At 69.0% G+C, this 24,871-nt stretch carries 20 protein-coding genes; 14 read left to right on the top strand and 6 right to left on the bottom strand.

Annotated features, from left to right (window positions below; genetic code table 11):
* Position 1: 1 nt before the first annotated feature.
* Positions 2 to 1,585, bottom strand: coding sequence for an ATP-binding protein (locus tag AB3347_RS19295; protein ID WP_369093329.1), 1,584 nt, complete (start codon positions 1,583 to 1,585; stop codon positions 2 to 4).
* A gap of 224 nt (positions 1,586 to 1,809) precedes the next feature.
* Here AB3347_RS19295 and AB3347_RS19290 point away from each other — a divergent pair, with 224 nt between their 5' ends.
* The 6 genes from AB3347_RS19290 (at position 1,810) to pncB (ending at position 6,898) form a co-directional block, all read left to right on the top strand.
* On the top strand, positions 1,810 to 2,703 hold the full coding sequence (locus AB3347_RS19290) for a universal stress protein (protein ID WP_369093328.1): 894 nt from the start codon (positions 1,810 to 1,812) through the stop codon (positions 2,701 to 2,703).
* A 48-nt stretch (positions 2,704 to 2,751) separates the two neighbouring features.
* Positions 2,752 to 3,402 carry a universal stress protein gene (locus AB3347_RS19285; protein ID WP_369093327.1) on the top strand — a complete coding sequence of 217 codons (651 nt, stop codon included), beginning with the start codon at positions 2,752 to 2,754 and terminating at the stop codon, positions 3,400 to 3,402.
* 125 nt (positions 3,403 to 3,527) lie between these two features.
* Positions 3,528 to 4,391 (top strand): hypothetical protein, encoded by an 864-nt coding sequence (locus tag AB3347_RS19280; protein ID WP_369093326.1) that lies wholly within the window; start codon positions 3,528 to 3,530, stop codon positions 4,389 to 4,391.
* 30 nt (positions 4,392 to 4,421) lie between these two features.
* Entirely contained in the window at positions 4,422 to 5,084 is a 663-nt protein-coding gene (locus AB3347_RS19275) for an N-acetyltransferase (protein WP_369093325.1), read from the top strand.
* Between the two features lie 101 nt (positions 5,085 to 5,185).
* On the top strand, positions 5,186 to 5,695 hold the full coding sequence (locus tag AB3347_RS19270) for an SET domain-containing protein (RefSeq protein WP_369093324.1): 510 nt from the start codon (positions 5,186 to 5,188) through the stop codon (positions 5,693 to 5,695).
* 9 nt (positions 5,696 to 5,704) lie between these two features.
* Entirely contained in the window at positions 5,705 to 6,898 is a 1,194-nt protein-coding gene (gene pncB, locus AB3347_RS19265) for a nicotinate phosphoribosyltransferase (protein WP_369093323.1), read from the top strand.
* 31 nt (positions 6,899 to 6,929) lie between these two features.
* On the opposite strand, the gene AB3347_RS19260 is transcribed toward pncB, so the two are convergent.
* On the bottom strand, positions 6,930 to 8,516 hold the full coding sequence (locus tag AB3347_RS19260; protein WP_369093322.1) for a methyl-accepting chemotaxis protein: 1,587 nt from the start codon (positions 8,514 to 8,516) through the stop codon (positions 6,930 to 6,932).
* 208 nt (positions 8,517 to 8,724) lie between these two features.
* Here AB3347_RS19260 and AB3347_RS19255 point away from each other — a divergent pair, with 208 nt between their 5' ends.
* The gene (locus tag AB3347_RS19255) at positions 8,725 to 9,474 is read left to right on the top strand and encodes a GAF domain-containing protein (RefSeq protein ID WP_369093321.1); all 750 of its coding nucleotides are present in this window, start codon (positions 8,725 to 8,727) and stop codon (positions 9,472 to 9,474) included.
* Between the two features lie 83 nt (positions 9,475 to 9,557).
* Positions 9,558 to 9,986 (top strand): DUF4019 domain-containing protein, encoded by a 429-nt coding sequence (locus AB3347_RS19250; RefSeq protein ID WP_369093320.1) that lies wholly within the window; start codon positions 9,558 to 9,560, stop codon positions 9,984 to 9,986.
* 24 nt (positions 9,987 to 10,010) lie between these two features.
* Here the strand turns inward: AB3347_RS19250 and AB3347_RS19245 are convergent, their stop codons facing one another.
* From AB3347_RS19245 to AB3347_RS19230, 4 genes are all read right to left on the bottom strand, one after another.
* Positions 10,011 to 11,093, bottom strand: a complete 1,083-nt coding sequence (locus AB3347_RS19245) for an L-dopachrome tautomerase-related protein (RefSeq protein ID WP_369093319.1) — start codon at positions 11,091 to 11,093, stop codon at positions 10,011 to 10,013.
* The gene (locus AB3347_RS19240) at positions 11,090 to 12,316 is read right to left on the bottom strand and encodes a DNA topoisomerase IB (RefSeq protein WP_369093318.1); all 1,227 of its coding nucleotides are present in this window, start codon (positions 12,314 to 12,316) and stop codon (positions 11,090 to 11,092) included. Before AB3347_RS19240 ends, AB3347_RS19245 begins: the two co-directional genes overlap by 4 nt.
* 94 nt (positions 12,317 to 12,410) lie before the next feature.
* A complete protein-coding gene (locus tag AB3347_RS19235) occupies positions 12,411 to 14,060 on the bottom strand; it encodes a Na+/H+ antiporter (RefSeq protein ID WP_369093317.1) in 1,650 nt (549 codons plus the stop codon).
* 81 nt (positions 14,061 to 14,141) lie between these two features.
* On the bottom strand, positions 14,142 to 16,385 hold the full coding sequence (locus AB3347_RS19230) for an ATP-binding protein (RefSeq protein WP_369093316.1): 2,244 nt from the start codon (positions 16,383 to 16,385) through the stop codon (positions 14,142 to 14,144).
* A gap of 180 nt (positions 16,386 to 16,565) precedes the next feature.
* Here AB3347_RS19230 and AB3347_RS19225 point away from each other — a divergent pair, with 180 nt between their 5' ends.
* The 6 genes from AB3347_RS19225 (at position 16,566) to AB3347_RS19200 (ending at position 24,801) form a co-directional block, all read left to right on the top strand.
* Positions 16,566 to 18,962, top strand: a complete 2,397-nt coding sequence (locus tag AB3347_RS19225; protein WP_369093315.1) for a bifunctional salicylyl-CoA 5-hydroxylase/oxidoreductase — start codon at positions 16,566 to 16,568, stop codon at positions 18,960 to 18,962.
* A gap of 24 nt (positions 18,963 to 18,986) precedes the next feature.
* Complete coding sequence (locus AB3347_RS19220; RefSeq protein WP_369093314.1) at positions 18,987 to 19,841, top strand: enoyl-CoA hydratase family protein; 855 nt, start codon at positions 18,987 to 18,989, stop codon at positions 19,839 to 19,841.
* A 1-nt stretch (position 19,842) separates the two neighbouring features.
* Positions 19,843 to 21,006, top strand: coding sequence for an acyl-CoA dehydrogenase family protein (locus tag AB3347_RS19215; protein WP_369093313.1), 1,164 nt, complete (start codon positions 19,843 to 19,845; stop codon positions 21,004 to 21,006).
* Positions 21,006 to 21,398: a RidA family protein gene (locus AB3347_RS19210; RefSeq protein WP_369093312.1), complete on the top strand. Its 393-nt coding sequence runs from the start codon at positions 21,006 to 21,008 to the stop codon at positions 21,396 to 21,398. The genes AB3347_RS19215 and AB3347_RS19210 overlap by 1 nt, the downstream gene beginning before the upstream one ends.
* 222 nt (positions 21,399 to 21,620) lie before the next feature.
* A complete protein-coding gene (locus tag AB3347_RS19205; protein WP_369093311.1) occupies positions 21,621 to 21,821 on the top strand; it encodes a hypothetical protein in 201 nt (66 codons plus the stop codon).
* A gap of 142 nt (positions 21,822 to 21,963) precedes the next feature.
* Positions 21,964 to 24,801: a M16 family metallopeptidase gene (locus AB3347_RS19200; RefSeq protein ID WP_369093310.1), complete on the top strand. Its 2,838-nt coding sequence runs from the start codon at positions 21,964 to 21,966 to the stop codon at positions 24,799 to 24,801.
* Positions 24,802 to 24,871 lie beyond the last annotated feature (70 nt).

The raw sequence follows: 24,871 nt of genomic DNA, 5'->3' as shown, positions 1-24,871 counted from the left end.
GCTAACAGGTCCTTTCGCCGGCCTCGGTCTGGGCCGGCAGGGTGATTTTCAGGATGGCGTGCCGCCCGGGCTCGACCGCGAGGGTGCCGCCGTGGGTCTCGATGATCGCGCGGCTGATCGCCAGGCCCAGGCCCAGGCCGCTCGACTTGAGCGAGATGAAGGGCTCGAACAGGCGGGCGCGGATCTTGTCGGCGATGCCGGGGCCATTGTCGGCGATCCGGATCCACACCGTGTCGCCCTCCATGCCGGCGTCCACCGCGATGCGGCGCTCGACGCCCTCGGGCATCGAGGCCACCGCGTGGATGGCGTTCGACAGCAGGTTGCGCAGCACGATCTCGAGCTGCACGCGGTCGCCCAGCAGGAAGGCCGGCGGCAACGGGCCGGTTTCCAGGCGCACGCCTTCCCTGGCCGCCTGGTCCGCGAACGAGGCGACCATGTCGCCCACCAGGGCGGGCAGGGCGACCGGGGCCAGCGCGGTGGTGCCGGTGCGGAAGAACTCGCGCAGTCGCTTGAGCACCTCCGAAGCGCGCTGCGATTCCGCGACCATCGCGCGGATGGTCTTCTGCAGCAGTTCCTCGCTGTCGCCGCGCGCCAGCAGGCGTTCGCAGGCGCTGCCGTACATCGACAGGGCGGTCAGCGGCTGGTTCAGTTCGTGCGCCACCGCACCCGCCATCTCGCCCGCCGCCGCCAGCCGCAGCGAATGGCGCAGCTCGTGGCTGGCGCGGCGCGCGACGTCGACCGCGATGCCGATCAGGAAGCCGGACAGGGTCAGGGTGAGCACCAGCATCTGCACGTTCGGCATCTGCGCGGCGTATGCGATCGGGCGCAGCGAGGCCACCGTGACGCCGATTTCCAGCACCAGAGCGGAAGTGACCGCGCCGGCCATGCCCTGGCGCGCGGCGGACCAGGCCAGCGGCAGGATCAGCAGGTAGTAGGCGAGCGACTCCGGCGCGGGTCGCTGCAGCGCCACGGCCAGCACCGCGGCCATCAGGGCGATGTAGGCGGCGGTCTCCCGGCGCAGCACCCGGCCGAGGTAGGAGGCGCGCAGTTCCGGGTCGAGCAGGAACTGGCTGACCGGCACCACCACCAGCATGCCGGCGGTCTCGGCGATCGCATAGCGCGACACGACGTCGAGCCAGGCGCGCGTGGCGAACACCTCCGCTCCGCGCAGGACGCTGGCATAGGCGACGGCGCCGGCCAGGCTGCCGAGGGTGGCGAACACCGCCCACAGCAACAGGCCCTGGTGGCTGGCATGGAAGGCGCTGCCGGGCAGGTAGCGGCGCATCGCCGTGCCGACGGCGAGGTAGATCGGCAGCGGCAGCAGTCCGGTGAGCAGGGACAGCGCCGGCTGGGCCGGAATGGCGGGGGTGACCGCGGCCGCCAGCAGCGCGGCGGCGACCAAAGGCAGGATCGCGCGCCGTCCGCAACGCAGGACCAGGAACAGCGCCAAGCCCGCGGCGGGGTGCCAGACCGGCGCGATGGTCTGGTGGCGCGCCTCCGGACCGCTGGTCACGTCGAGAACCAGGTAGACAAGGCAGAAAGCGCCGCCAAGCCAGAAGGCGCGGACGGCACGGAGATCGAACATGTCGGATTCCTCGGTGCGCCCCATCTCAGGGGCAAAAGCATGGCCGGGAGCGCCTGGCGGGACCTGCACGGCAGGCCGCATGGTCGCCGCATGCAAGGCATCAGGGTTTCCCTTACGCGGGCTGCGGATGTGGTGGACACCGGCGCCTCATTATACTGGAGCCATCGGGCGGCCGTCGATGCGCGGCAGTGGCGCAGGCCGCCGGCGGAGGATGGATGTCGGCAATGGATTGGGGCGCAAAGGATGGCGCAAACGAGGGCGCGAGCGCGGACTGGATGCTGGTCGCTGCCGAATGGTCGGACAGGACCGCGCAGGTGGCGCGGCGCGGAGCCAGCCTGGCGCAGCAGCGCGGCGAGCGCGGCCTGCTGGTGCACCTGCATCACTACGGGATCAAGCAGTTCCTGCGCGGGATGAGCGCCGAGGCATGCGCGCGCCACCAGCGCGAGCGCCTGGCGCAGCTCGCGCAACTGGTGCAGCGGCAGACCGGTTTCCGCTTCGAGATCGAGGTGCAGCGCAGCGGGCCGCAGGGCGGCGCCGACCTGCACCGGCGCTTCCGCCAGGCGCGCCTGAGCGTGGTCGAAGCGCAGCGCGCCTGGGACGGCGGCCACGCGCCCCGTTTTGCGCCGCCCTTGGCGCAGCGGCTCGCGCGCGAGGGCGGCCATCCGGTCCTGATGGTCAGGCGTGACGCCGCGCAGCCCTACCGGCGCGCCCTGGTGCTGGTGGACCCCGCCAAGCCCGCGGCGGATGCGCTCGCACATGTCCGGGGCGTGGCGCCGGCCGCGGAGATCGTGCTGCTGGCGGCGCTCGACCGCAAGGGCGAGAACCGGCTGCGCGCCACCGGCGCCGACGAGGAACGGATCGACGCGCTGCTGCAGCAGCAGCGCGAGGATGCACTGGAGCGCCTGGCCGGGCTGGAGGGCGTGCCCCGCATCGTCGAGCATGGCTACGCCCCGACCGTGCTCCAGTACGCGGAGCGACGCCTGCGCCCCGACCTGCTGGTGCTGCCGAACGACCGGGCGCAAGGGCTGCGGCGCCTGTTCCTGCGCAGCCTGGTCGGCGAGGCGCTGGCCCGATCCGACTGCGACATCCTGGTGCTGCCTGACGGCGGCGCAGGCTAGACCGGCGCGCGCGCCGGCCCCACTTCACATCGGCCAAGGAGGAAGGCGGTGTCGGACCAATCCTGTGTTTTCCCTTCGCATGCGCTCCCGTTCCCGGACAGCCGGCCGGCCGCCGCCCGACCTGCCGTGTCGACGGTGGTGCTGGGCTGGCAGCCCCACCCGTGGTGGCCGGTCCTGCACAACCTGCGGCGGGCGCAAGCCGCGCGCCTTGGCGGCGCCCACGCCGTGCTTCTGGTGCGCGCCGCAGCGCGCCGCCGTTACCGGCACGCCCTGTTCCCGACCGATTTTTCGGGCGCTTCGCTGGCCCTGCTGCGGCTGGCGATCGCGGTCCTGCCTCCCATGACCGTGACCCTGCTGCACGCCTACCGCGCATGCGGCGACGGTGTCCTGCAGGCCGCCGGCGTGGGCCCGCGAACGGTAGACGCCTGCCTGCAGCGCGCCGAGCGCAGCGCCCGTGCCGCCGGCTGGCGCTTCGCGCGCCAGGTCCGGTCCACCGATACGCGGCTGTCGCTGCTGGCGCTGCGCCAGCCCTGGGCCGGCGCGGTGGCCGACAGCGCCAGTGAATCCGGCGCCGACCTGCTGGTGCTGGCCGACGGGGGCGGGACCGGCTGGCGCCAATGGCGGCAGCGGGCGCGCTTGCGCGCGCTGCTGGCGCGCACCGACTGCGACGTGCTGCTGCTGGCGGGCAGCCGCCATTGAAAAGAGCGCTCTAGGGGAAACCCGTACGAGGCTGGGCGAATAGTCAGGACCGCCGATTTGGCCGATACTGCCGCCGGCTCCGGGGCGGCCTGTCCCGGTGCGCCTGCACGCACGACGAGTATCCCATGGACCTGACCAAGAATTTCATCAAGACGAAACGTCCCTGCGCGGAGGGCTTCCGCTGGTTCCTGCAACACCATGCGCAGGGGAGCGATTACCAGCCGCTGCTCGACGCCCTGGTGGCCGCCGGCCGGGTCGACGACGCCTGCTGGCTGCTGGCGCAGTTCGGCCCCACCGGCGCGGTGCTGGCGGTCGACGCGATCGATGCCGAGGCCCTGGTGTTCGCGGGTTCGCTCGAGGTGAAGGGCAACATCGAGATCGGCACGGTGCTGAGGACGGGCGGCGCCATCCGTGCCGGCGGCGGGATCCGCGCCGGCGTGTCGATCGAAGGCGGCGACGATATCCGCGTGGCCGGCGGCATCCAGTGCGGCGGCAAGCTCACGGCGGCGGGCAAGGTCGATGCCGGCTGGGGCGTGCATGTGCTGGGCGACATGCGCGTGGACGGCACGCTGCGCGCCGGTTGGGACATCGCCTGCGGCGGCATGCTGACCCTCGGGGGCGACTGCAACGCGGGACACGAGATCGTGCTGGGCGGCGCGGCGCGCTGCGAGCAGGGCATCCGGGCCGGCGGCGCGATCACCGCCCAGGGGGAGCTGCGCGCCGGCCGCGGCATCGAATCCGGCGCCGGCATCGAGTGCGGCGCCCACCTGGACGCGGCCTCGGGGATCAGGGCCTGCGGCGCCATCGTCGCCGGGGGCGCGATCCGGGCCGGCGAAAGCCTGCAGGCCGGCGAAGAGATCCGGGCCGGCGAGGGCTATGGCGTGTACGCCGGCCTCGCGGTGCAGCAGGACCGCTGGGACAGCAGCGCGCAGGTGCGTGCCTGCGCCCGGCCGCCGCAACTGCTGAGCGGCCACTGGGTGGGCGCGTGATGCCCGCGCGCCCGCAGCGGGAGCAGGCCGGTGTTTAGCGCCAGCTGGCTGGCGGAGCTGGGCTGGCGCAGGCCGGGACCGGCGGAGCTGCGGATCGACGTGGTGCACCGCCCCGACGACCTCGAACGCGAACTCGAGGAGCTGTACCGCCGCATGCAGCGTCCCGGACACCGGCTGCACGGCCTGGCGGTGGCGCCGGTAGCGCCGCTGGAGTTCCCCGGCCTGGTGTTCCGCCATCGCGAAGCCGACGGCGAACACTATGTGTATGCGGAAGACGTGCAGTTGCGCCGCCTGGCCGGCTACACGGTGTTCAACCGCCTGGTCGAGCTGGACCGGCGCGCCGACCGCCACCTGCGCGCCCCGCATTCCAAGTATGCCCCTGCCTACCAGCGTCGCGGCATCGCGACGGCCGTCTACCGCTGGTGGCTGCAGGGCGGGAACTGCCTGATCAGCGGCGCGCGCCAGTCGGCCGGCGCGCATGCGCTGTGGCGCGCGCTGGCGCGCGAGCGCACGCTGCTCAGCGTGGCGCTGCGCGACAAGACCCTGCGCCAGCAGCCTGGCGGCGCGGCGCCTTCGCACAGCGACGATTTCCATACCCGCATGATCCTGCTCGGCGCCGGCTGGAATGTGGAAGCCCTGGTGTCGCGCGCCGGGATGCTGCCCTGTGCCCTGGAGCGGTCCGCGACGGCGTGAGCGCGCGAGGCGCGCATGCCGTCAAAATGTGCGGCATCGGGCCGCCGATTCGCTCCATAATGTGTGCTCGACCTGCAATCGCGACGACCACACAAGGACCCATGAGCACCAGAACACGCAATCCCGCCGCCAAGGCCTACGAAGTCCGCAAGTCTCCTGTCCACGGCAACGGGGTGTTCGCCGTTGCGCCCATCGGCGCCGGCGAACGCATCATCGAATACCGGGGCGAGCGCATCACCTGGGACGAAGCGACCCGGCGCGCGGCCGCGGCGGGCGGCCCGATCAACCATACCTTCTACTTCACGCTGGCCGACGGCCGCGTGATCGACGGCGGCAGCGGCGGCAACGCGGCGCGCTGGATCAACCACGCCTGCTCGCCCAACTGCGAGGCCTTCGAGGACGACGGCCGCGTCTATATCCACGCGATGCGCGACATCGAAGCGGGCGAGGAGCTGAACTACAACTACGCGCTGATCTACGACGAGCGCCACACGCCGGCGCTCAAGAAGCTGTTCGCGTGCCGCTGCGGCACGCCCGGCTGCACCGGCACCATGCTGGCGCCGAAGAAGCGCGCTAAGCGCGGCGCCCCGAAGACCACCGCCACCACCTGAAGGAAGCCGATGAAGCCCGTCGTCCGTAGCCTGCTGGAGACCGACCTCTACAAGTTCACCATGTGGCAGGCGCTGCTGCACAGCCATCCGGGTGCTGTCGGCGAATACGAATTCCTGTGCCGCAACCAGCCGGCCTATCCGCTGGCCGAGCTCAAACCCGACATCGAACGCGAACTCGACCACCTGTGCTCGCTGATGTTCCTCGAGCACGAGGTCGACTACCTGCGCGGACTGCGCTTCATCAAGAGCGACTTCGCCGACTTCCTCACGCTGTTCCGCTTCCAGCGCAAGTTCATCCGGGTCGAGACCGACGGGCCGCACCTGCGCATCCGCGCCACCGGCCCGCTGGTGCACGTGATGGGTTTCGAGATCTTCGTGCTCTACATCGTCAACGAGCTGTATTTCCGCCGCTTCGACCAGCAGGCGGCGTTGGCCGAGGCGCGGCTGCGCCTGCAGCAGAAGCTCGACGAGCTGCGCGCCTTCGAACGCGAGCCGCAGCGCGCCACGCCCTTCGAGTTCTTCGACTTCGGCGTGCGCCGGCGTTTCTCGGGCGAGTGGCACGACGAAGTGGTGGCGACCATGGCGCGCGAGCTGCCGCAATTCTTCAAGGGCACCTCGAACGTCTACCTGGCGCACAAGTACAATCTGGTCCCGATCGGGACCATGGCGCACGAATACCTGCAGGCCTACCAGGCCTTCGGCGTACGCCTGCGCGATTTCCAGAAGGCGGCGCTGGAAGACTGGGTGCAGGAATACCGGGGCGACCTCGGCACCGCGCTCACCGACGTGGTCGGCATGGACGCCTTCCTGCGCGACTTCGACCTGTACTTCGCCAAGCTGTTCGACGGCCTGCGCCACGATTCGGGCGATCCGGTGGAGTGGGGCGAGAAGGCGCTGGCGCACTACGCCCGCCTGCGCATCGACGCGCGCAGCAAGCGCCTGGTGTTCTCGGACGCACTGACCGTGCCCAAGGCCCTCGACCTGTACCGGCACTTCGCCGACCGCACCATGCTGGGCTTCGGCATCGGCACCAAGCTCACCAACGACACGCCTTATCCGGCGCTGAACATCGTGATGAAGCTCACGCACTGCAATGGGCAGCCAGTGGCCAAGCTATCGGATACCGCGGGCAAGTCGATGTGCACCGACCAGACCTTCCTGGCGTATCTGCGCCAGGTGTTCCAGCACCCCGGCGAAGGCTGATCCCGTAGGGTGGCCGGCTTTGCCGGCCACCCTACACATGCGACAGCCGCTTCTGCCGCCGCGTAGGCGGCTCTTCCAGCTGGAAGGTATTCACCATTGCCGCCAGCTCGGCCGCCTGGGATTGCAGCGACTGCGCCGCGGCCGCCGCTTCCTCGACCAGCGCCGCGTTCTGCAGCGTCATCTCGTCGAGGCGGGCGATGGCCGCGTCGACCTGCTCGATGTCGGCGCGCTGGGCGCCGGTCGCGCTGCTGATCCTGCCCATGATGTCGGTGACGTGGTGCACGCCGTCGACCACCTGGCGGATGGTGTCGCCGGCTTCGCCGACCAGCACCGCGCCGGTGCCGACCTTGCTCACCGAGTCCTCGATCAGGGCCTTGATTTCCTTGGCCGCGGCAGCCGAGCGCTGCGCCAGGTTGCGCACCTCGCTCGCCACGACGGCAAAGCCGCGCCCCTGCTCGCCGGCGCGCGCCGCTTCGACCGCCGCATTCAAGGCCAGGATATTGGTCTGGAAGGCGATGCCGTCGATGACCGCGATGATGTCGACGATCTTCTTCGAGGATGCGTCGATCATCTGCATCGTGGTGACGACCTGGTCGACCGCCGCGCCGCCCTTGACCGAGATGCTTGAGGCCTGGGTGGCCAGCGTGCTGGCCTGGGCCGCGTAGTCGGCATTCTGGCGCACCGACACGATCAGCTGCTTCATCGCATTCGCCACCTGGGCCAGGGCCGCGGCCTGGGTTTCGGTGCGGCTCGACAGATCGAGGTTGCCCGCGGCGATCTCGGACGAGGCCGCTGCGATGGCGTCGGTCCCGCCGCGCACCTTGCCGACGATAGCGCTCAGGCCGTCGTGCATGGCGCTCATGGCGTACAGCAGGCTGTTCGGGCGGGCGCGGGCCGTGTCGACCGGCCGGTGCAGCTCGCCGCCGGCAATCGCGCGCGCAACGCTGGCGGCATACGCCGGTTCGCCGCCGAGCTGGCCGAGCAGGCTGCGCACCAGCACCACGGCCACCAGCACGCACAGCAGCACCGACAGGGCGCTCAGGCCGGTGATCCAGTAGCGCGTGCCCGAGGCCTCGGTGTTGGCGGCCGCCACCGCCCCGACGGTACGCGCCTGCAGTTCCCTGAGCAGGACGTCGATGTCGGCAACGATGCTGCGGCGCAGCGGGCTGCATTCCTCGACCAGGAAGCGGCCGAAGCCCTCCAGGTCGCCGGTGCTCCGGTACTTGCGCGGCCGTTCGAGTTCGCGCGCCATCGCCAGCATGCCCTCGCGCACCCTGGCGTAGTGCGGACTATCGCGCAGGACCGGATCGAGGCGGGCGAGGGCGGCCAGGTAGTCGGCCTTGTGCGCATCGACGAGCTCGAGTTCGCGCCGCGCGGCGACCTCGTCCTTGAATACGTAGGCATTACGCGCCGCGATGCCGGTCTGGGCGAGGGATTCGCGGGCCGCATACAGCGGCTCGAGTTCGCTGTTCCTGACCGTGTCCGCAAGCTGCAGTGCCCGCTCGATGCTGTTCACGCGCGATACCGAAAAAGCCGCCAGGATGAGGGTGACCGTCAGGATCAGGGCAAAAGCCGCATATAACCTGCTGGCGATGCCAGTATGCTGGATGGGTAACATAGGTGTTTTTTTTGAACAAATGAACAAATAGTTATTAATCGGGGTGAAGTTATTTACGAAATTTGGGTGCGATTCTGCGCCGATATTTGCTTCAATGCAACTGAAATTGAGCTATTTGTGTATATCGGAGACCTATCTTTCGGAAATACCTTTTAGATGAGGGATTTCGTCATTTCGGCTATACTTGGCGGGATAACCAGGACCGCTAATGCAGAGCAAGTTCACCGAAGAAGACCCGATCCTCACTACCAGTGCCGCAGCCCGCATGCTGGGCGTCGCCACCAGTACCGTACAGTTATGGATGGAAAGCGGAGCTATTCCATCCTGGAAAACTCCGGGTGGCCATCGGCGTACCCGCCAGAGCACGATCCAGGCCATGCTGGACCGTGCCGGTCCGCTGTCGGGCTCGCTTTCCGGCGAGACCCTGGTGCAGGCCCCGACCGATCCCGAATTCCTGTTGCAGGGCGGCGAAGGCTTCCCCGTCGTCGCGGACGAGCCGCGCCGTCTGGCCGCGCTCGCCGCCTCCGGCCTGGTCGACAGCCCACAGGAAGAGCGCTTCAACCGCATCGTGCGGCTGGCCGCCACCGTGACCGCCTCGCCGATCGCCCTGGTCTCGCTGCTGACGGCGCGCCGCCAGTGGTTCAAGGCGCGCGTCGGCCTGGGGCCGCAAGAAACCCCGCGCGAATGGGCCTTCTGCTCGCACGCCATCCTGCAGGGCGCGCCCTTCATGGTCGAAGATGCCGCCACCGACGAGCGCTTCCGCGAAAATCCGCTGGTGTTGGCCGAGCCCCATATCCGCTTCTATGCGGGCGTGCCGCTGCGCGACCGTTCCGGCCTGCCGATGGGTACCCTGTGCGTGATCGACCGCGAGCCGCGCCGCCTGCGTTCGGCCGAGCTGCAGGCGCTGTGCGACCTGGCCGATATCGCATCGTCCGAATTCCAGGCCAAGCCGGCCTGATCCAGATGCAATAAAGCGCGACAAAGTCGCGCTTCGCTTCCGGTATGCTGGACAGTCCGATCACGTCCATACCGGGAGACCCCATGCGATTTGCCCCTGCCGTCCTGCTGTCCGCCGTCGTTCTCGTCCAGCCTGCCGCCGCGCAGGACGCCCCGGTCGCCACGCAGGCCACCACGCAGGCCGCGGTCAAGGCGGCCGAATCCTGGCTGGCCCTGGCCGACGCGGGAGCATATGCCGACAGCTGGCGCCAGGGCGCGGCCCTGTTTCGCTCCGCGGTGACCGAGCAGGGCTGGGCCCAGGCCCTGCGCGCCGCGCGCGCGCCCTACGGGGCGGTAAAGGCGCGCGTGCTGGTGGCGGCGCAGTACACCCGCAAGCTGCCGGGGGCGCCGGAGGGCGACTACGTCGTGATCCAGTACCGAACCGAATTCGCCGCCAAACCGGGTGTCGAGACCGTCACCCCGATGCGCGAGGCAGACGGCAGCTGGAAGGTGTCCGGCTACTACATCAGGTAAGCGCCGGCAGCCAGGGGGGGCAGCCTAGAACTGCCCGCCGGCCAGCTTCCACAGCTGGGTCGGCAGCGCCGGCGGCGCATCCGGCTTGAAGAAAGCCGAATCCTGGATGTGCGAGGTGGTGACGAAGACCGTGCCGTCCGGGCCCTGGGTGAAGGTGTCGGGCCAGCGCAGGCGCGCGTCCTGCACCAGCACCTCGGGCTGCCCCTCGGGGCCGGCGTCGAGGTCGCGCAGCTTGACGGCATCGTCCTCCACGGCGCTGAGCAGCATCTTGTTGGTGCCGCGCGGGATCAACAGGCCGTCCGACACGCCGTTCTTGCCGTAGTCCTCGACCTCGGCGCCGACGTCCTGCCCCTGCAGTCCCTTGCCCAGCAGGGTGGCGGTGGCGATGCGGTACAGGGTGTCGCCCTTGATGGCCTGCCAGTACAGCCACTTGCCGTCGTCGGACAAAGCGATGCCGTCGGCCGAGAACTCGACGCCGCGCCCGTCCGGCCGGCGCAGCTCCTTGCCGTCGGCCTTGACGTTCAGGCCCTTCTTCATCTGGGTGGAGGGGTGGCCGTCGAGCAGGCGCACGGCCTTGCCCTGGTCCAGGTCGACCACCAGGATGGCGCCGACCACACCCGAATCGGTGATGAAGGCATGCTTGCCGTCCTGCGAGAAGCGCACGTCGTTCAGGTAGGAACCCTGCGGCGCGGCCTGTTCGTCGAAGGCGATGCTGCGCACCACCTTGTCGCTGGCCAGGTCGACCTGCACCAGCTTGGCGCCGCCCGCGACCAGGTGGGCCTGGGCCGGCGCGGCCGGATCCAGCACCCACAGGCTGCCGCGGCCGTCGGCGACGATGCTCTGCACGCAGATCCAGTGCCGCTCGGGCGGCAGTTCGTCCTTGCGGGCGTTGCGCCAGGCGTTCCATTGGTCGTCGGGGTAGGGGCGCAGCGCGCCGTCCTTGCCCACTTCGGCCACCGACACGGCAGTGTCCTCGGTCCAGCGCGGGAAGTTGACGAAAAGGCGATTGTCCTCCGAGACCGAGACGCCGGTGACCTGGTGCTCGAAAGCGGCCACCTGTTCGATGGTCCAGGACGGCGATGTGCTTGTGTCCAGACGTGTGCTCATGCTGCTCCTCTCATGGATGGTGCGGGCGCCGGCTTGCGCGGCGCGCGTGCGGTTTTCCTGGGGCGACCTTGTGCGGGTCCCTTCGATTTGGCGGCGGCGGCCCGGCGGCGTTCCTGCTCGCGCTTCTGTTCGGCTTCTTGTTCGTGGCGCAGGCGCTGCTGCAGCATGGCCAGCACCGCGGCTTCTTCCGGCTGCAGGGCGTGCAGGTCGTCAAGCAGTTCCTGTTCGGTGCGCTCGCGCAGCACCTCCAGTACCGTGCCGTCGAGGTAGGCGTCGAGTACCACCGGGTGCACGTAGCACTTGCGGCAGACCGAGGGCGTGTTGCCCAGCTTTTCGGCCACCGATTCGATCGCGCGCACGATGTTCTTCTTGGCCTGGGCTTCGGAATCGAATTTCTCGAACTCCTGCAGGGCCAGCGCGGCCAGCACGGTGCCCGACCAGGTGCGGAAATCCTTGGCGGTGTAGTCTTCGCCGGTGATTGCCCGCAGGTAGTCGTTGACGTCGCTCGAGTCGATGCTGTGGGTGTCGCCCGCGTCGTCCACGTACTGGAACAGTTCCTGGCCCGGCAGGTCGCGCGAGCGGCGGATGATGCGCGCCAGCCGGCGGTCGTGCACCTGCACCTTGTGGTACACCCCGCTCTTGCCGCGAAAGCGGAACTCGACGTCGCTGCCGTCGATTTTCACGTGGCGATTGCGCAGTGTGGTCAGGCCGAAGGACTTGTTGGTGCGGGCGTATTCCTCGTTACCGACACGCATCATGGTCGCTTCGAGCAGGTAGACGATGGTGGCCAGGGCCTTTTCGCGCGGCAGTCCGGGCAGCGACAGGGCGCGGTCGACCTCCTTGCGGATGCCCGGGAGGGCCTGGCCGAAATTCAGCATGCGTTCGTATTTCGCTTCGTCGCGCACGGCGCGCCACTTCGGGTGATAGCGATATTGCTTGCGGCCGCGGGCGTCGCGGCCGGTTGCCTGCAGGTGGCCGTTGGCTTGCGGGCAGATCCACACTTCGGTCCAGGCCGGCGGGATCGCCAGCGACTTGATGCGCGCCAGGGTGGCTTCGTCGGTGACCGGGTCGCCGGACGCGTCGAGGTAGCGCAGGCCGTCTCCCAGCTTTTCGCGCCGGATGCCGGGGCGGTCGTCATGGACGTAACGCAGTCCGGCGGCCTTGGCGGCTACGGGCGGGTCACTGAGCGGCTGCTCGGCGGAACCATGGTCTTCGCTGTGCATGATGGGGCTTCCCTGTGGTCTGGTCGGCCCGATCCTACGCCGAACCGGGCGCGGGCACCGTTCGGGAGCTCACTTAGGTAATGCGCGTTCTCCGCTAGTGCCTGGCCCGGGAGCGGTAGCGCGCCTCGACCAGGTCGATCTCCTGCACCAGGCGGCGCGCGATCTCGTCGGACAGCTCGCCCCTGCGCGCCATCTGCAGCAGCACATCGCGCTCGGCTCCCAGCGCCGCCAGCCGGTAATGGCGCTCGGCTTCTTCGGCGACGCGCACCCGCGCCGGATGGGTGCTGTCGCCCGATCCGCCGCCCAGGCGGTGCTGGTACAGCCCGCGCACCTGCTCGGCGGCGCTGGCATGGATGTCGGCATCCTTCTCGTCGAACGTTGCCGGATGGCCGGCGCTGTCGATGGCGCCGAGCGCGGCCAGCGCGGCCGCCTGGCGGGCCCGGTCTTCCTCGGCAACGAGGGTGGTTTCGGGAGGCAGCTCCAGGCCGCGCAGCAGACGCGGCAGCCCGATGCTGGCCACCACCAGCGAGATCACGATGACGGCGCTGGCCAGGAACACCGCCAGCTCGCGGCCTGGGAAGGGCGCGCCGCCGGGCAGCGCCAGCGGCAGTGTCAGGATGCCCGCCAGGGTGATGGCGCCGCGCACGCCGGCCAGCGAGGTGGCAAGGATCAGGCGCTTTCTCGGCATGATGCCTTCGCGCCCATGGCGCCGCGCCGCCACCCTGGCCAGCTGCAGCGAGACCCACACCCACAGCAGGCGCAGCAGGATCAGGCCGAAGCTGATCGCCAGTGCGGTGCCGGCCAGCCACCAGACGGCACGCGGCGCCGGCAGGTCGGGACCGGCCAGCGCGGCCCGGACAATGTCGGGCAGCTGCTCGCCCAGCAGCACGAACATCACGCCGTTCAGTGCGAATTGCATGGTGTCCCAGACCACATTGCGGCGCACCCGCGTGGTGGCCAGCGCGCGCCCGCTGAGCTCCACATAGCTCATGGTGATGCCGGCGGCCACCGCGGCCAGGATGCCCGACCCTTGCAGCCGTTCCGCGACCATGTAGGCGCCGAAGGGCAGCAGGACGTTGAGCAGGATCGAGGCCCCGGGCTCTTCGCCGAAGCGCTTGCCCAGCAGGCGTTGTGCGCCGCTGAGCGCCAGCGTGAGCAGGACGCCGGTAGCGATGCCGGCCAGCGCCACCCACAGGAAGGTGAGGGCGGCGCTCGACAGCGAGAACGTGCCAGTCAGCGCGGCCGCCACCGCGAAGCGGAAGCACACCAGGCCGCTGGCGTCGTTGAGCAGCGATTCTCCTTCGAGGATGTGCATCAGGCGCGGCGGGATCGGCACCCGCGCCGCGATCGAGCCGACCGCCACCGGGTCGGTCGGCGCCAGGATGGCGGCCAGGGCGAAGGACACCGCCAGCGGCAGTTCCGGCGCCAGCCAGTGGATCAGGAAGCCGGCGCCGGCGACCGTGAACAGCACCAGGCCGAGCGCCAGCTGGAGGATCACGCCCTTGTCGCGGAACAGCCCGACCTTGGGGATGCGCCAGCCGTCCAGGAACAGCAGCGGCGGCAGGAACAGGATGAAGAAGGTATGCGGATCGAGCCGCACCGGATGCCAGCCCATGCCGGCGATCAGCACGCCGAGTCCGATCTGCACCAGCGGCAGGGGCAGGGCGAGCGGCAGCAGGCGAACGATGTAGCCGCTCGCCACCACCGCCAGCAGCATGGCCAGCACTACTCCGACTTCACCCATGCGCGTCCTCTCCCGTGCAAAGCCCGATGATATGCCACCGGCCGGCGGCGGCGTCGCCCAACATGGCGCCCGGCCGGCCGGCTAGCGGGCGCCGGGCGTGGCGCCTTCCTGGGCCAGCAGCTCGCTCAGCTGCAGCGTATTGACCGGCTTGACCATGTAGTGGTCGAAGCCGGCCTCGCGGGCGGACTCGCGGTCCTGCTGGCGGCCGTAGCCGGTGGCGGCGACCAGCACGGCGCCGGCGGTCTGCGGCAGGCGGCGCAGGCGGCGCGCCAGTTCGTTGCCGTCCATGTCGGGCAGGCCGATGTCGAGCAGGCAGACCTGGGGCGCGAACACCTTCGCCAGCTCGAGGGCGTCGAGCGCGTTGTAGGCGATCTGGACCCGGTGCCCGGCGGCCTGCAGGAACAGTTCGAGGGTATGGGCGGCGTCGAGGTTGTCGTCCACCACCAGCACGCGCAGCGGCGCATGCGCGGTGGCGGCGTGGCGCACCGCTTCGGCGACCTGCGATTCGGTCTCCTGTTCGTAACGCGGCAGGCGGACGGTAAAGGTGCTGCCCTTGCCCGGGCCCGGGCTGGCGGCGCTGACACTGCCGCCGTGCAGCTCGACCAGGCTGCGGGCCAGCGCCAGACCCAGGCCGAGGCCGCCCTGCGAACGGTCGGGCGTGCGTTCGGCCTGGGTGAACAGGTCGAACACCCGGTCCACCAGCGCCGCGTCCATGCCGATGCCGTCGTCGGCCACGCTCAGCACGTAGCAGTCGGCGTCGGCATCCTCGCTCAGGCTCAGCTGGATGTGGCCGCCCTCGGGCGTGTACTTGGTGGCATTGCCGAGCAGGTTGGCCACCACCTGCACCAGGCGCTTGTGGTCGCCCTTGACCTGGGCCGGCGTGGCGGGCAGGTCGAGTACCACCTTGTGGCGGCGCGTCGTGATCAGCGGGCGGATCTGCTCGGCGGCGTCGTCCACCACCTTGCGCAGGTCGAGCACCGAGGTCGAGATCGAGACCAGGCCGCGGGTCACGCGCGACACGTCCAGCAGGTCGTCCACCAGGCTGGTCATGTGCTCGACCTGGCGCGCGATGATGGCGCAGGTCTGGGTGATCTGGGCATTGTCCGAGTGCAGCAGCTTGAGCAGGTGGGCGCCGGTGCTGATCGGCGCCAGCGGATTGCGCAATTCGTGGGCCAGCATCGCCAGGAACTCGTCCTTGCGCTGGTCGGCCGCGCGCAGTTCGCGTTCGGCCTGGCTGCGCGCCGCTTCCTTGGCCTGCAGCGCGGCCGCCATCTCGTCCAGGGCCGATGCCAGGCGGCCGATTTCCTCGTTGCCGTAGCTGATGCCGGAACGCGCCTGCAGTTCGCCGGCGGCGATGCGGCGCGCGGTGTCCATCAGCTTGCGCACGCGCTGCACGATCAGGATGTCGCCGGCCAGCCAGGCCGCCAGCAGCGCCAGGGCAGTGGTGATGGCCAGGCCCAGCAGCGACATCATCTGGGCCTCGCGCGCCGCCGCCGTGATGGTTTCGAGCGGCACCCCGATCGTCACCGTGTACTCCGACAGCGACGGGCCGCCCACGCGCGCGAAGGCATGCAGGCGCTCGATGCCGTCCTCGCCGCGCATCAGCACCGGATGCTGGGCCGGATCGCGCATGGCGGCCAGCAGGGCCGGGCTGATCTTCTTGCCGAACCAGCGCTCCGGATCGGGCCGGCGCGAGATCAGGAGGCCGTTCGCATCGGCGGTCTCGAGCATCGAGCCGTGCGGCAGGTTGATGTCGTTGACGAAGGTGTCGAGGCCGGCCAGGTCCATGGCCGAGAACACCACCGCCACCACGCGGCCGGCGCGGTCGGTGACCGGGTAGGTGAGGTTGATGGTGTGGCGGCGGATCACGCGACCGAACACGTAGTCGCCGGCGATGAAGCGGCGCTCGGCGATGGCGCGCCGGAAGTGGCGGCGGTCGCCCAGGTTCACCGGGTGCAGCATGGGCACCGCGCTGCAGGTGACCTCGCCGTCGAGGCGGATCAGGCCGAAGTTGACGTAGCCGTCGTTACGGTCCAGCACATCGGCCAGCAGGGCGTTGCAGCGGTCGGACGGGCCCATCAGGTCGGGCACGCTCACCAGGTCGACCAGGATCTGGCGCGCGCGCTCGAGCGACTGGGCCTCGTTGGCGGCGGCCAGGTTGGTCAGGCGCTGCAGGTTTTCCTCGGAGGCGCGGATCGCCGCTTCACGCTCGCGCACGCCGCCCAGCACCGTCATGACGGCGATCGGGGTGATCGCCAGCGCCACCAGCAGCATCAGGCGGCTGCGCAGGCTGTTCAGGCGTAGACGCTGGAGCAAGGGGTTCATCGGCATCGGCGTACTCGCGGTTGGCCTGCACCGACGTGGTGCAGGCATTTCTCTATTGTACTAAAACCCTGGGACAGACCGTATGGACGCATGCGTCGTCCATTATTACTTGACACTTAAAGCATCTGCCCATGTAAGATGTCGGCAACATATCGCCGCAACAGCGGACTGGGAGCGGGAATGAACATCGTGTGCGTGGGCGGCGGTCCGGCCGGCCTGTATTTCGGACTCTTGACCAAGAAGCGCCACCCGGAGCATACCGTGACCGTCGTCGAGCGCAACCGGGCCACCGACACTTTCGGCTGGGGCGTGGTGTTTTCCGACCAGACCCTCGGCAACCTGGCCGCCGCAGACGAGGAAAGCGCGCGCGCCATCCTGCAGTCCTTCAATCACTGGGACGATATCGACGTCCACTTCAAGGGCCGCACGATCACTTCCGGCGGCCACGGCTTCTGCGGCATCGGCCGCAAGCGCCTGCTGAACATCCTGCAGGAGCGCGGCGCCGCACTGGGCGTGCGCCTGGAGTTCGAACACGAGGTGCGCGACGACGCCGAGCTGGCCCGCCGCTACCGGGCCGACCTGGTGGTGGCCTGCGACGGCGTCAACAGCGCCGTATGCAACCGCCATGCGCAGGTATTCGAACCCGAGGTCGAACGCCGCCATTGCCGCTTCGTCTGGCTCGGCACGCGCAAGAAGTTCGAGGCCTTCACCTTCGCTTTCGAAGAAACCGCGCATGGCTGGTTCCAGGCCCACGCCTACCAGTACGACGGCGATACCTCGACCTTCATCGTCGAGACGCCGGAGGAAACCTGGCAGGCCGCCGGCCTGGAAGCCATGAGCCAGGAAGAAGCGCTGGCCTTCTGCGAGCGCCTGTTCGCGCGCTACCTCGACGGCCATCCTCTGATGGCCAACGCGGCCCACCTGCGCGGCTCCAGCATGTGGATCCGCTTTCCGCGCATCGCCTGCCGCCGCTGGGTCCACGTGCTCGAGGTCGACGACCAGCCCGACGGCCGCCGAGTTCCGGTGGTCCTGATGGGCGACGCCGCCCACACGGCCCACTTCTCGATCGGTTCCGGCACCAAGCTGGCGCTGGAAGACGCCATCGAGCTGGCGCGCTGCCTGGACGACCCCGCGCGGCCGCTGGAGCAGGCCCTGGCCGCCTACGAGGAGGCGCGCCGGGTCGAGGTGCTCAAGCTGCAGAGCGCGGCGCGCAATTCGATGGAATGGTTCGAGAACGTGCAACGGTATACGGCGATGGAGGCCGAGCAGTTCGCGTACTCGCTGCTGACGCGCAGCCAGCGCCTGTCGCACGAGAACCTGCGCCTGCGCGACCCGGACTACGTCACGGGTTTCGAGCGCTGGTTCGCGGCGCGCGCAGCCGCCCAGGCCGGCGTGCCGGCGCCCGCCGGCTTCACGCCGCCGATGTTCACGCCCTACAAAGTGCGCGGCGTGCTGCTGAAGAACCGCGTGATCGTCTCGCCGATGGCGCAATACTCGGCCGTGGAGGGCACGGTGGGCGACTTCCACCTGGCCCACCTCGGCGCCCGCGCGCTGGGCGGCGCCGCCCTGGTCATGGCCGAGATGACCTGCGTGGAGGCCGACGCCCGCATCACGCCCGGCTGTCCGGGACTGTACCGGCCGGAACATACGGCGGCCTGGAAGCGCATCGTCGACTTCGTGCACGCCAACAGCGATGCGAAAATTGGCGTGCAGCTGGGCCACGCCGGCGCCAAGGGCTCGACCCGGCCGATGTGGGACGGCATCGACCTGCCGCTGGCCGACGGCAACTGGCCGCTGGTCTCGGCATCGGCCCAGCAGTACCTGCAAGGCGTATCGCAGCTGGCGCGCGAAGCGACGATGGACGACCTGGAACGCATCAAGCGCGAGTTCGTGCGCGCCACGCAGGCGGCGCATGACGCCGGCTTCGACTGGCTGGAACTGCATTGCGCCCACGGCTACCTGCTGTCGAGCTTCATCTCGCCGCTCACCAACTGCCGCCAGGATGCCTACGGCGGCAGCCTGGAAAACCGCTGCCGCTATCCACTCGAGGTGTTTGCCGCGATCCGCGCCGCCTGGCCCCAGGACAAGCCGATCAGCGTGCGCCTGTCCGCCCACGACTGGGTCGAGGGCGGCATCACGCCCGACGACGCGGTGGCGATCGCGCGCCTGTTCAAGGCGCTTGGCGCGGACATGATCGACTGCTCGTCGGGCCAGGTCAGCAAGGAAGAGAAGCCGGTGTACGGGCGCATGTTCCAGACCCCGTTCGCCGACCGCATCCGTAACGAGGCCGGCATCCCGACCATCGCGGTCGGCGCGATCTACGAGGCCGACCATGTGAACGGCATCGTTTCGGCCGGCCGCGCCGACCTGTGCGCGGTGGCCCGGCCGCACCTGGCCAATCCGGTTTGGACCCTGCTCGAGGCCGCGCGCATCGGCTACACCGCGGCCAGCTGGCCGCGCCAGTACCGCCCGGGCAAGCTGCAGCTGGAACGCAACCTCGAACGCGAGCGCCAACTGCAGGCGGCCGGCGCGGGCTTGAGTCCGCAGCAGCTGGCGGCGCGCCTGCTCGAAGGCTGAATCATCCACTTCAGGAGTCATCGCATGCACTATCTACCGGGCCAGGCGCACCGGCTACCGGGCAGCCGCGCCAGCCTTGCCGGCTACCAGCCCACCCATTTCCAGTACACCGTGCAGGACCGGGTGGCGACCATCCTCCTCAACCGTCCGGAACGCAAGAATCCGCTCACCTTCGACTCCTACGCCGAGCTGCGCGACCTGTTCCGCGCGCTGAGTTACGCGGACGACGTCAAGGCCGTGGTCATCGCCGGCGCCGGCGAGAACTTCTGCTCGGGCGGCGACGTCCACGAGATCATCGGGCCGCTCACCCAGCTCGACATGCCGGGCCTGCTGGCCTTCACCCGCATGACCGGCGACCTGGTCAAGGCCATGCGCGCCTGCCCGCAGCCGATCGTCGCCTGCGTGGACGGGGTGTGCGCCGGCGCCGGGGCGATCCTGGCGCTGTCTTCCGACATCCGCTACGGCACCGCGCGCAGCAAGACCGCCTTCCTGTTCACCCGGGTCGGCCTGGCCGGCTGCGACATGGGCGCCTGCGCGCTGCTGCCGCGCGTGATCGGCCAGGGCAGGGCGGCCGAGCTGCTCTACACCGGGCGTGCAATGAAGGGCGACGAGGCGGAGCGCTGGGGCTTCTTCAACCGCCTGTGCGAACCCGCGACGGTACTGGGCGAGGCCCAGGCCTTCGCGGCAAGCCTCGCGTATGGGCCCACTTTCGCCCACGGCATGACCAAGAAGATGTTGCAGCAGGAATGGAACATGGGCGTGGACGAAGCCATCGAGGCCGAAGCCCAGGCCCAGGCAATCTGCATGGCCACCAACGACTTCCACCGCGCCTACCACGCCTTCGTGGCGAAGGAGACGCCGCGCTTCGAAGGAGACTGAGATGGCGGACCGCGACTACCTCGACTGGCCCTTCCTGGAGCCGCGCCACCGCGCGCTGGCGCTGGAACTCGACGCCTGGGCCGCCGGCCACCTGCACCAGGCGCATGGCAAGGACGTGGATGCCGCCTGCCGCGCGCTGGTGAAAGCGCTCGGCAGCGGCGGCTGGCTGCGGCACGCCGTCGGCGGCGCCGGCCGGGCGATCGACACCCGCGCCATCTGCCTGATCCGCGAGACCCTGGCGCGGCATGTCGGCCTGGCCGATTTCGCTTTTGCGATGCAGGGCCTGGGGAGCGGAGCGATCTCGCTGTTCGGCAGCGCGGCGCAGCAGCAGGCCTGGCTGCCGCGGGTGGCGGCCGGCGAAGCGATCGCCGCCTTCGCCCTGTCCGAGCCACAGGCCGGTTCCGACGTCGCCGCAATGCAGTGCGCCGCCCGCCAGGACGGCGACGGGTATGTGCTCGACGGCGAGAAGACCTGGATCTCCAACGGCGGCATCGCCGACTTCTACGTCGTGTTCGCCCGCACCGGGGACGGCGGCGAGGGTGGACGTGGTTCGAAGGGCATCTCGGCCTTCATCGTCGAAGCCGGTGCGCCCGGCCTGCAGATCGCCGAGCGCATCGAGGTGATCGCGCCGCACCCGCTGGCGCGCCTGCGTTTCGACGGCTGCCGCGTGCCGCTGGCCAACCGCATCGGCGAGGAAGGGCAGGGCTTCAAGGTGGCCATGGCCACGCTCGACGTGTTCCGCACCTCGGTGGCGGCGGCCAGCATCGGCTTCGCGCGCCGGGCCCTTGACGAGGCCTTGCGGCGCGCACGCACGCGGGCCATGTTCGGCAAGACCCTGGCCGACTTCCAGATCACCCAGGCCAAGCTGGCGCAGATGGCGACCGGCATCGACGCCGGCGCGCTGCTGACCTACCGCGCGGCCTGGCTGCGCGACGCCGGAAAACGCGTGACGAAGGAAGCGGCGATGGCCAAGCTGAGCGCGACCGAGACCGCGCAGCAGGTCATCGACGCGGCGCTGCAGATGTTCGGCGGGCAAGGCGTGGTCAGCGGCGAGACCGTCGAAACCCTGTACCGCGAAATCCGCGCGCTGCGCATCTACGAGGGCGCGAGCGAGGTCCAGCTGCTCATCATCGCGCGCGAACTGCTCAACCTGGAAGGAAATTAATGGACATCCTGCAACCGCCGGGCTGGGTGCGCCCGAAAGGCTATGCGAACGGCATCGCCGTGCGCGGCCGCCAGGTCTACGTCAGCGGCATGATCGGCTGGGATGCCGAGGGCCGCTTCCATACCGACGACTTCGTCGGCCAGGCGCGCCAGGCGCTCGACAACGTGCTGGCCGTGTTGCGCGAAGCGGGGGCGGGGCCGGAGCACATCGTGCGCATGACCTGGTACGTGCTCGACCGGCGCGAATATCTGGAGGCGGGCGCCGCGCTCGGCGCCGCCTACCGCGATGTGATCGGACGCAACTACCCTGCGATGAGCGCGGTGCAGGTGGCGGCCCTGATGGAGGAGCGGGCACGGGTCGAGATCGAAGTCACGGCCGTGATACCGGACTAGACACCTGGGGTCGGCACGCAGGATTCCTACAAACACAGGTGATGTCGCGGCGTGTCGGCGGGCCCGATTGAGCGGTATGATCCTTCCATGGTCCTTGTGGCCGGTCAGGCCTTGCTTGAAAGGAGAACCGCTATGCGCGCTTTATTATTGACGGCAGCCGGCGTCTGTTGCTTGCTCGGCTGTGCCACCCCTCAGGAACGGGCACAAACGCAGCTCGCCGAAATGGAACGCATGATGGCCGAATTCGGCCCGGCATGCTCGCAGCTGGGCTATGCGATGAATTCGGATCCGTGGCGCAACTGCGTGGTCAAGCTGGCCACCGAGAACGACAGCCGGCGGGGCGGCGTCTCGACCTCGATTTTCGGCGGATGGGGCAGCGGCGGACGCAGCGGCCTGGGCATCGGCATCGGCATCGGACGATAAGGGCGCCCGCCGCACGGCACGGGTGAGGGAGCGCGTGCTGCTTTTTCGTTGTAGCAATTGGTGAATTGCAATACCATCGGCAGCTTGCGGTGCGGCCTACCAGGTCCGCACCACCTTCCGTCTATTGTAAGGACCCGATTGCATGAAGATGTCTCCCTTGCCCCTGTTGCTGGCCGCCTGTTTCACGTCGACCTCGCTGGTCCCGGCCCATGCCGCCAAGCCCGTCGCCGCGGCGCCGAAGGCCCAGCTGAAGGTGGACTACCAGAAGTTCACGCTGCCGAACGGGCTCGAGGTGATCTTCCACATCGACCGCTCCGATCCGGTGGTGGCCGTGAACCTGACGGCGCACGTCGGCTCGGCCCGCGAAAAGGCCGGGCGCACCGGCTTTGCCCACCTGTTCGAACACTTGCTGTTCCTGGAATCGGAAAACCTGGGCAAGGGTGGCCTCGACAAGATGACGGCGCGCATCGGCGGCTCGGGCGCCAACGGCTCGACCTCGCAGGACCGCACCAACTACCTGCAGACGGTTCCCAAGGATGCACTGGAAAAGATGATCTGGGCCGAGGCGGACAAGCTCGGCTGGTTCATCAATACCGTCACCGATCCGGTGCTGGCCAAGGAAAAGCAGGTCGTCAAGAACGAAAAGCGCCAGGGTGTGGACAACGCGCCCTACGGCCACACCCGCTACGTGATCAACAAGGCCCTGTACCCGGCCGACCATCCGTATAACTGGCAGGTCATCGGTTCGCTGGACGACCTGCAGAACGCGACCTTGGATGACGTCAAGGAATTCTTCCGCCTGTGGTACGTGCCGAACAACGTGACCCTGGTGCTGGCGGGCGACTTCGACCCGGTGCAGGCCCGCAAGTGGGTCGAGAAGTACTTCTCCGAGATCAAGCGCGGCGCGCCGATCGCGCCGATTGCCAAGCGCCCGGGCATACTGAAGGAAACCGTCAAGCTGGCCCACGAGGACAATTTTGCCAAGTTGCCCGAGCTGACCATGGCCTGGCCGACCGTCGAGGACCTGCATCCGGACTCGTATGCACTGGAAGTGCTGGGCGAATACCTGTCACAGACCAAGCGCGCGCCCTTCTACCAGGTGCTGGTGGAAGACAGCAAGGTGGCCCCGGGCGTCCAGATGGGCAACCAGAGTTCCGAGATCGCGGGCCAGTTCATGCTGCGCGTGCGCGCCTTCGAGAACAAGCGCCTCGACGAGGTGGCGCTCGAAGTCGACAAGGCTTTCGCCAAGTTCGAAAAAGAAGGCATCTCGGAGCGCGACCTGAACCGGATCAAGGCCGGCCTCGAGACCCGTTTCTACAACTCGGTGTCCAGTGTGCTCGGCAAATCCGCGCTGCTGGCGGAATATAACTATCTGACGGGCAACCCCGGCTATGTGGCCGAAGGCATCAAGAAGACGCTGGCGGTCAGCACCGCCGACGTACGCCGCGTGTACGACACCTACATCAAGGGCAAGCCTTATGTAGCGACCAGTTTCGTACCCAAGGGCAAGCTGGCGCTGGCACTGAGCGGTTCGGGCAAGGCCGACGTCGTCGAGGAAAAAGTGGTGCAGGGCGCCGAGGCTGCGGTGGATCCGAGCAAGAATGCGGAGTACGCGCGCACCCCGTCCAGCTTCGACCGCAGCAAGGAACCCGCTTACGGTCCGGCGCCGGCGGTGAAGGTGCCGCAGGTGTGGGACACACGGCTGGCCAACGGCATGCGCGTGGTCGGCATCGAAAACCGCGAAGTGCCGCTGGTGCAGTTCGACATCGCCATCGACGGCGGCCTGCTGCTCGACCAGGCCGACAAGGTGGGCGTGGCCAACCTGATGGCGCGCATGCTGACCCAGGGAACGGCGAACAAGACCCCGCAGGAACTGGAAGAAGCGATCCAGCAGCTGGGCGCGACCATCAATGTCTCGGCGCGTACCGAAGAGGTGCGCGTCAGCGTGAATACGCTGGCCCGCAACTTCCAGCCGACCCTGGACCTGGTGCAGGAAATCCTGCTGGCGCCGCGCTGGGACGACAAGGAATTCGCTCTCATCAAGCAAAGCGTCCTGAGCCAGATCCGCCAGCAGGATGCCGAGCCGAATGCACTGGCCAGCCGCAACTTTGCCAAGCTTATCTACGGAAAGGACGATCCCCGTTCGCGCAACATCCTCGGCACCGCCGACAGCGTCAACGCGATCACGATCGAGGACCTGAAGGCCTACTACCAGGCCAACCTGTCGCCCTCGGTGGCGCGCATGCACGTCGTCGGCGCCCTGCCGAAGGCGACGGTGACACGCTCGCTGGCCGCACTCGGCCGCGAATGGAAGGCCAAACCGGTCGCCTTACCCGCCGTCGCAAGCGCAGCCGCTTCGGCGCCGGCCAAGGTGTATTTCGTGGACGTCCCCGACGCCAAGCAATCGGTGCTGCAGGTTGGCTACCGCGCGCTGGCGGTGACCGATCCGGACTATTACCCGGCCACCGTGAGCAACTACATCCTGGGCGGCGGCGGCTTCGCCTCGCGCCTGACCCAGCAACTGCGTGAAGGCAAGGGCTACACCTACGGCATCAACTCGAGCTTCGGCGGCAGCAAGAGCGCCGGGCCCTTCGTGATCGCCAGTGGCGTGCGCAGCAACGTCACGCTCGAGTCCGCCCAGCTGGTGAAGCAGATCCTGCAGGACTATCCGGCCAGCTATTCGGCAGCCGACCTGGAAACGACCAGGAACTTCCTGGTCAAGAGCAATGCGCGCGCCTTCGAGACCGCGAGCGCCAAGCTGGCCATGCTCGACAACATGAGCAAGTACGGCTGGCGCGCCGATTACCTCAAGGAGCGCGAGCGCATCGTGCAGTCGATGACGCTGCCGCAGGTCCAGGCCCTGTCGCAGAAGTACCTGGACCCGTCGAAGATGGTGTGGCTGGTGGTGGGCGACGCGAAGACGCAACTGCCGCGGATGAAGGAGCTGGGCTTCGACGAGCCGGTGCTGATCGCCAAGTAAGGAAGCGTGGGGCGCGCCGGTCCGGCGCCGGCCGCCCATTTCCCGTACCGCGGCAGGTGCGCTGCATGCT

This window comes from Massilia sp. X63 (genome assembly GCF_041023745.1).
Classification (GTDB): domain Bacteria; phylum Pseudomonadota; class Gammaproteobacteria; order Burkholderiales; family Burkholderiaceae_D; genus Telluria.
This window is presented reverse-complemented; position numbering and strand designations above follow the sequence as displayed.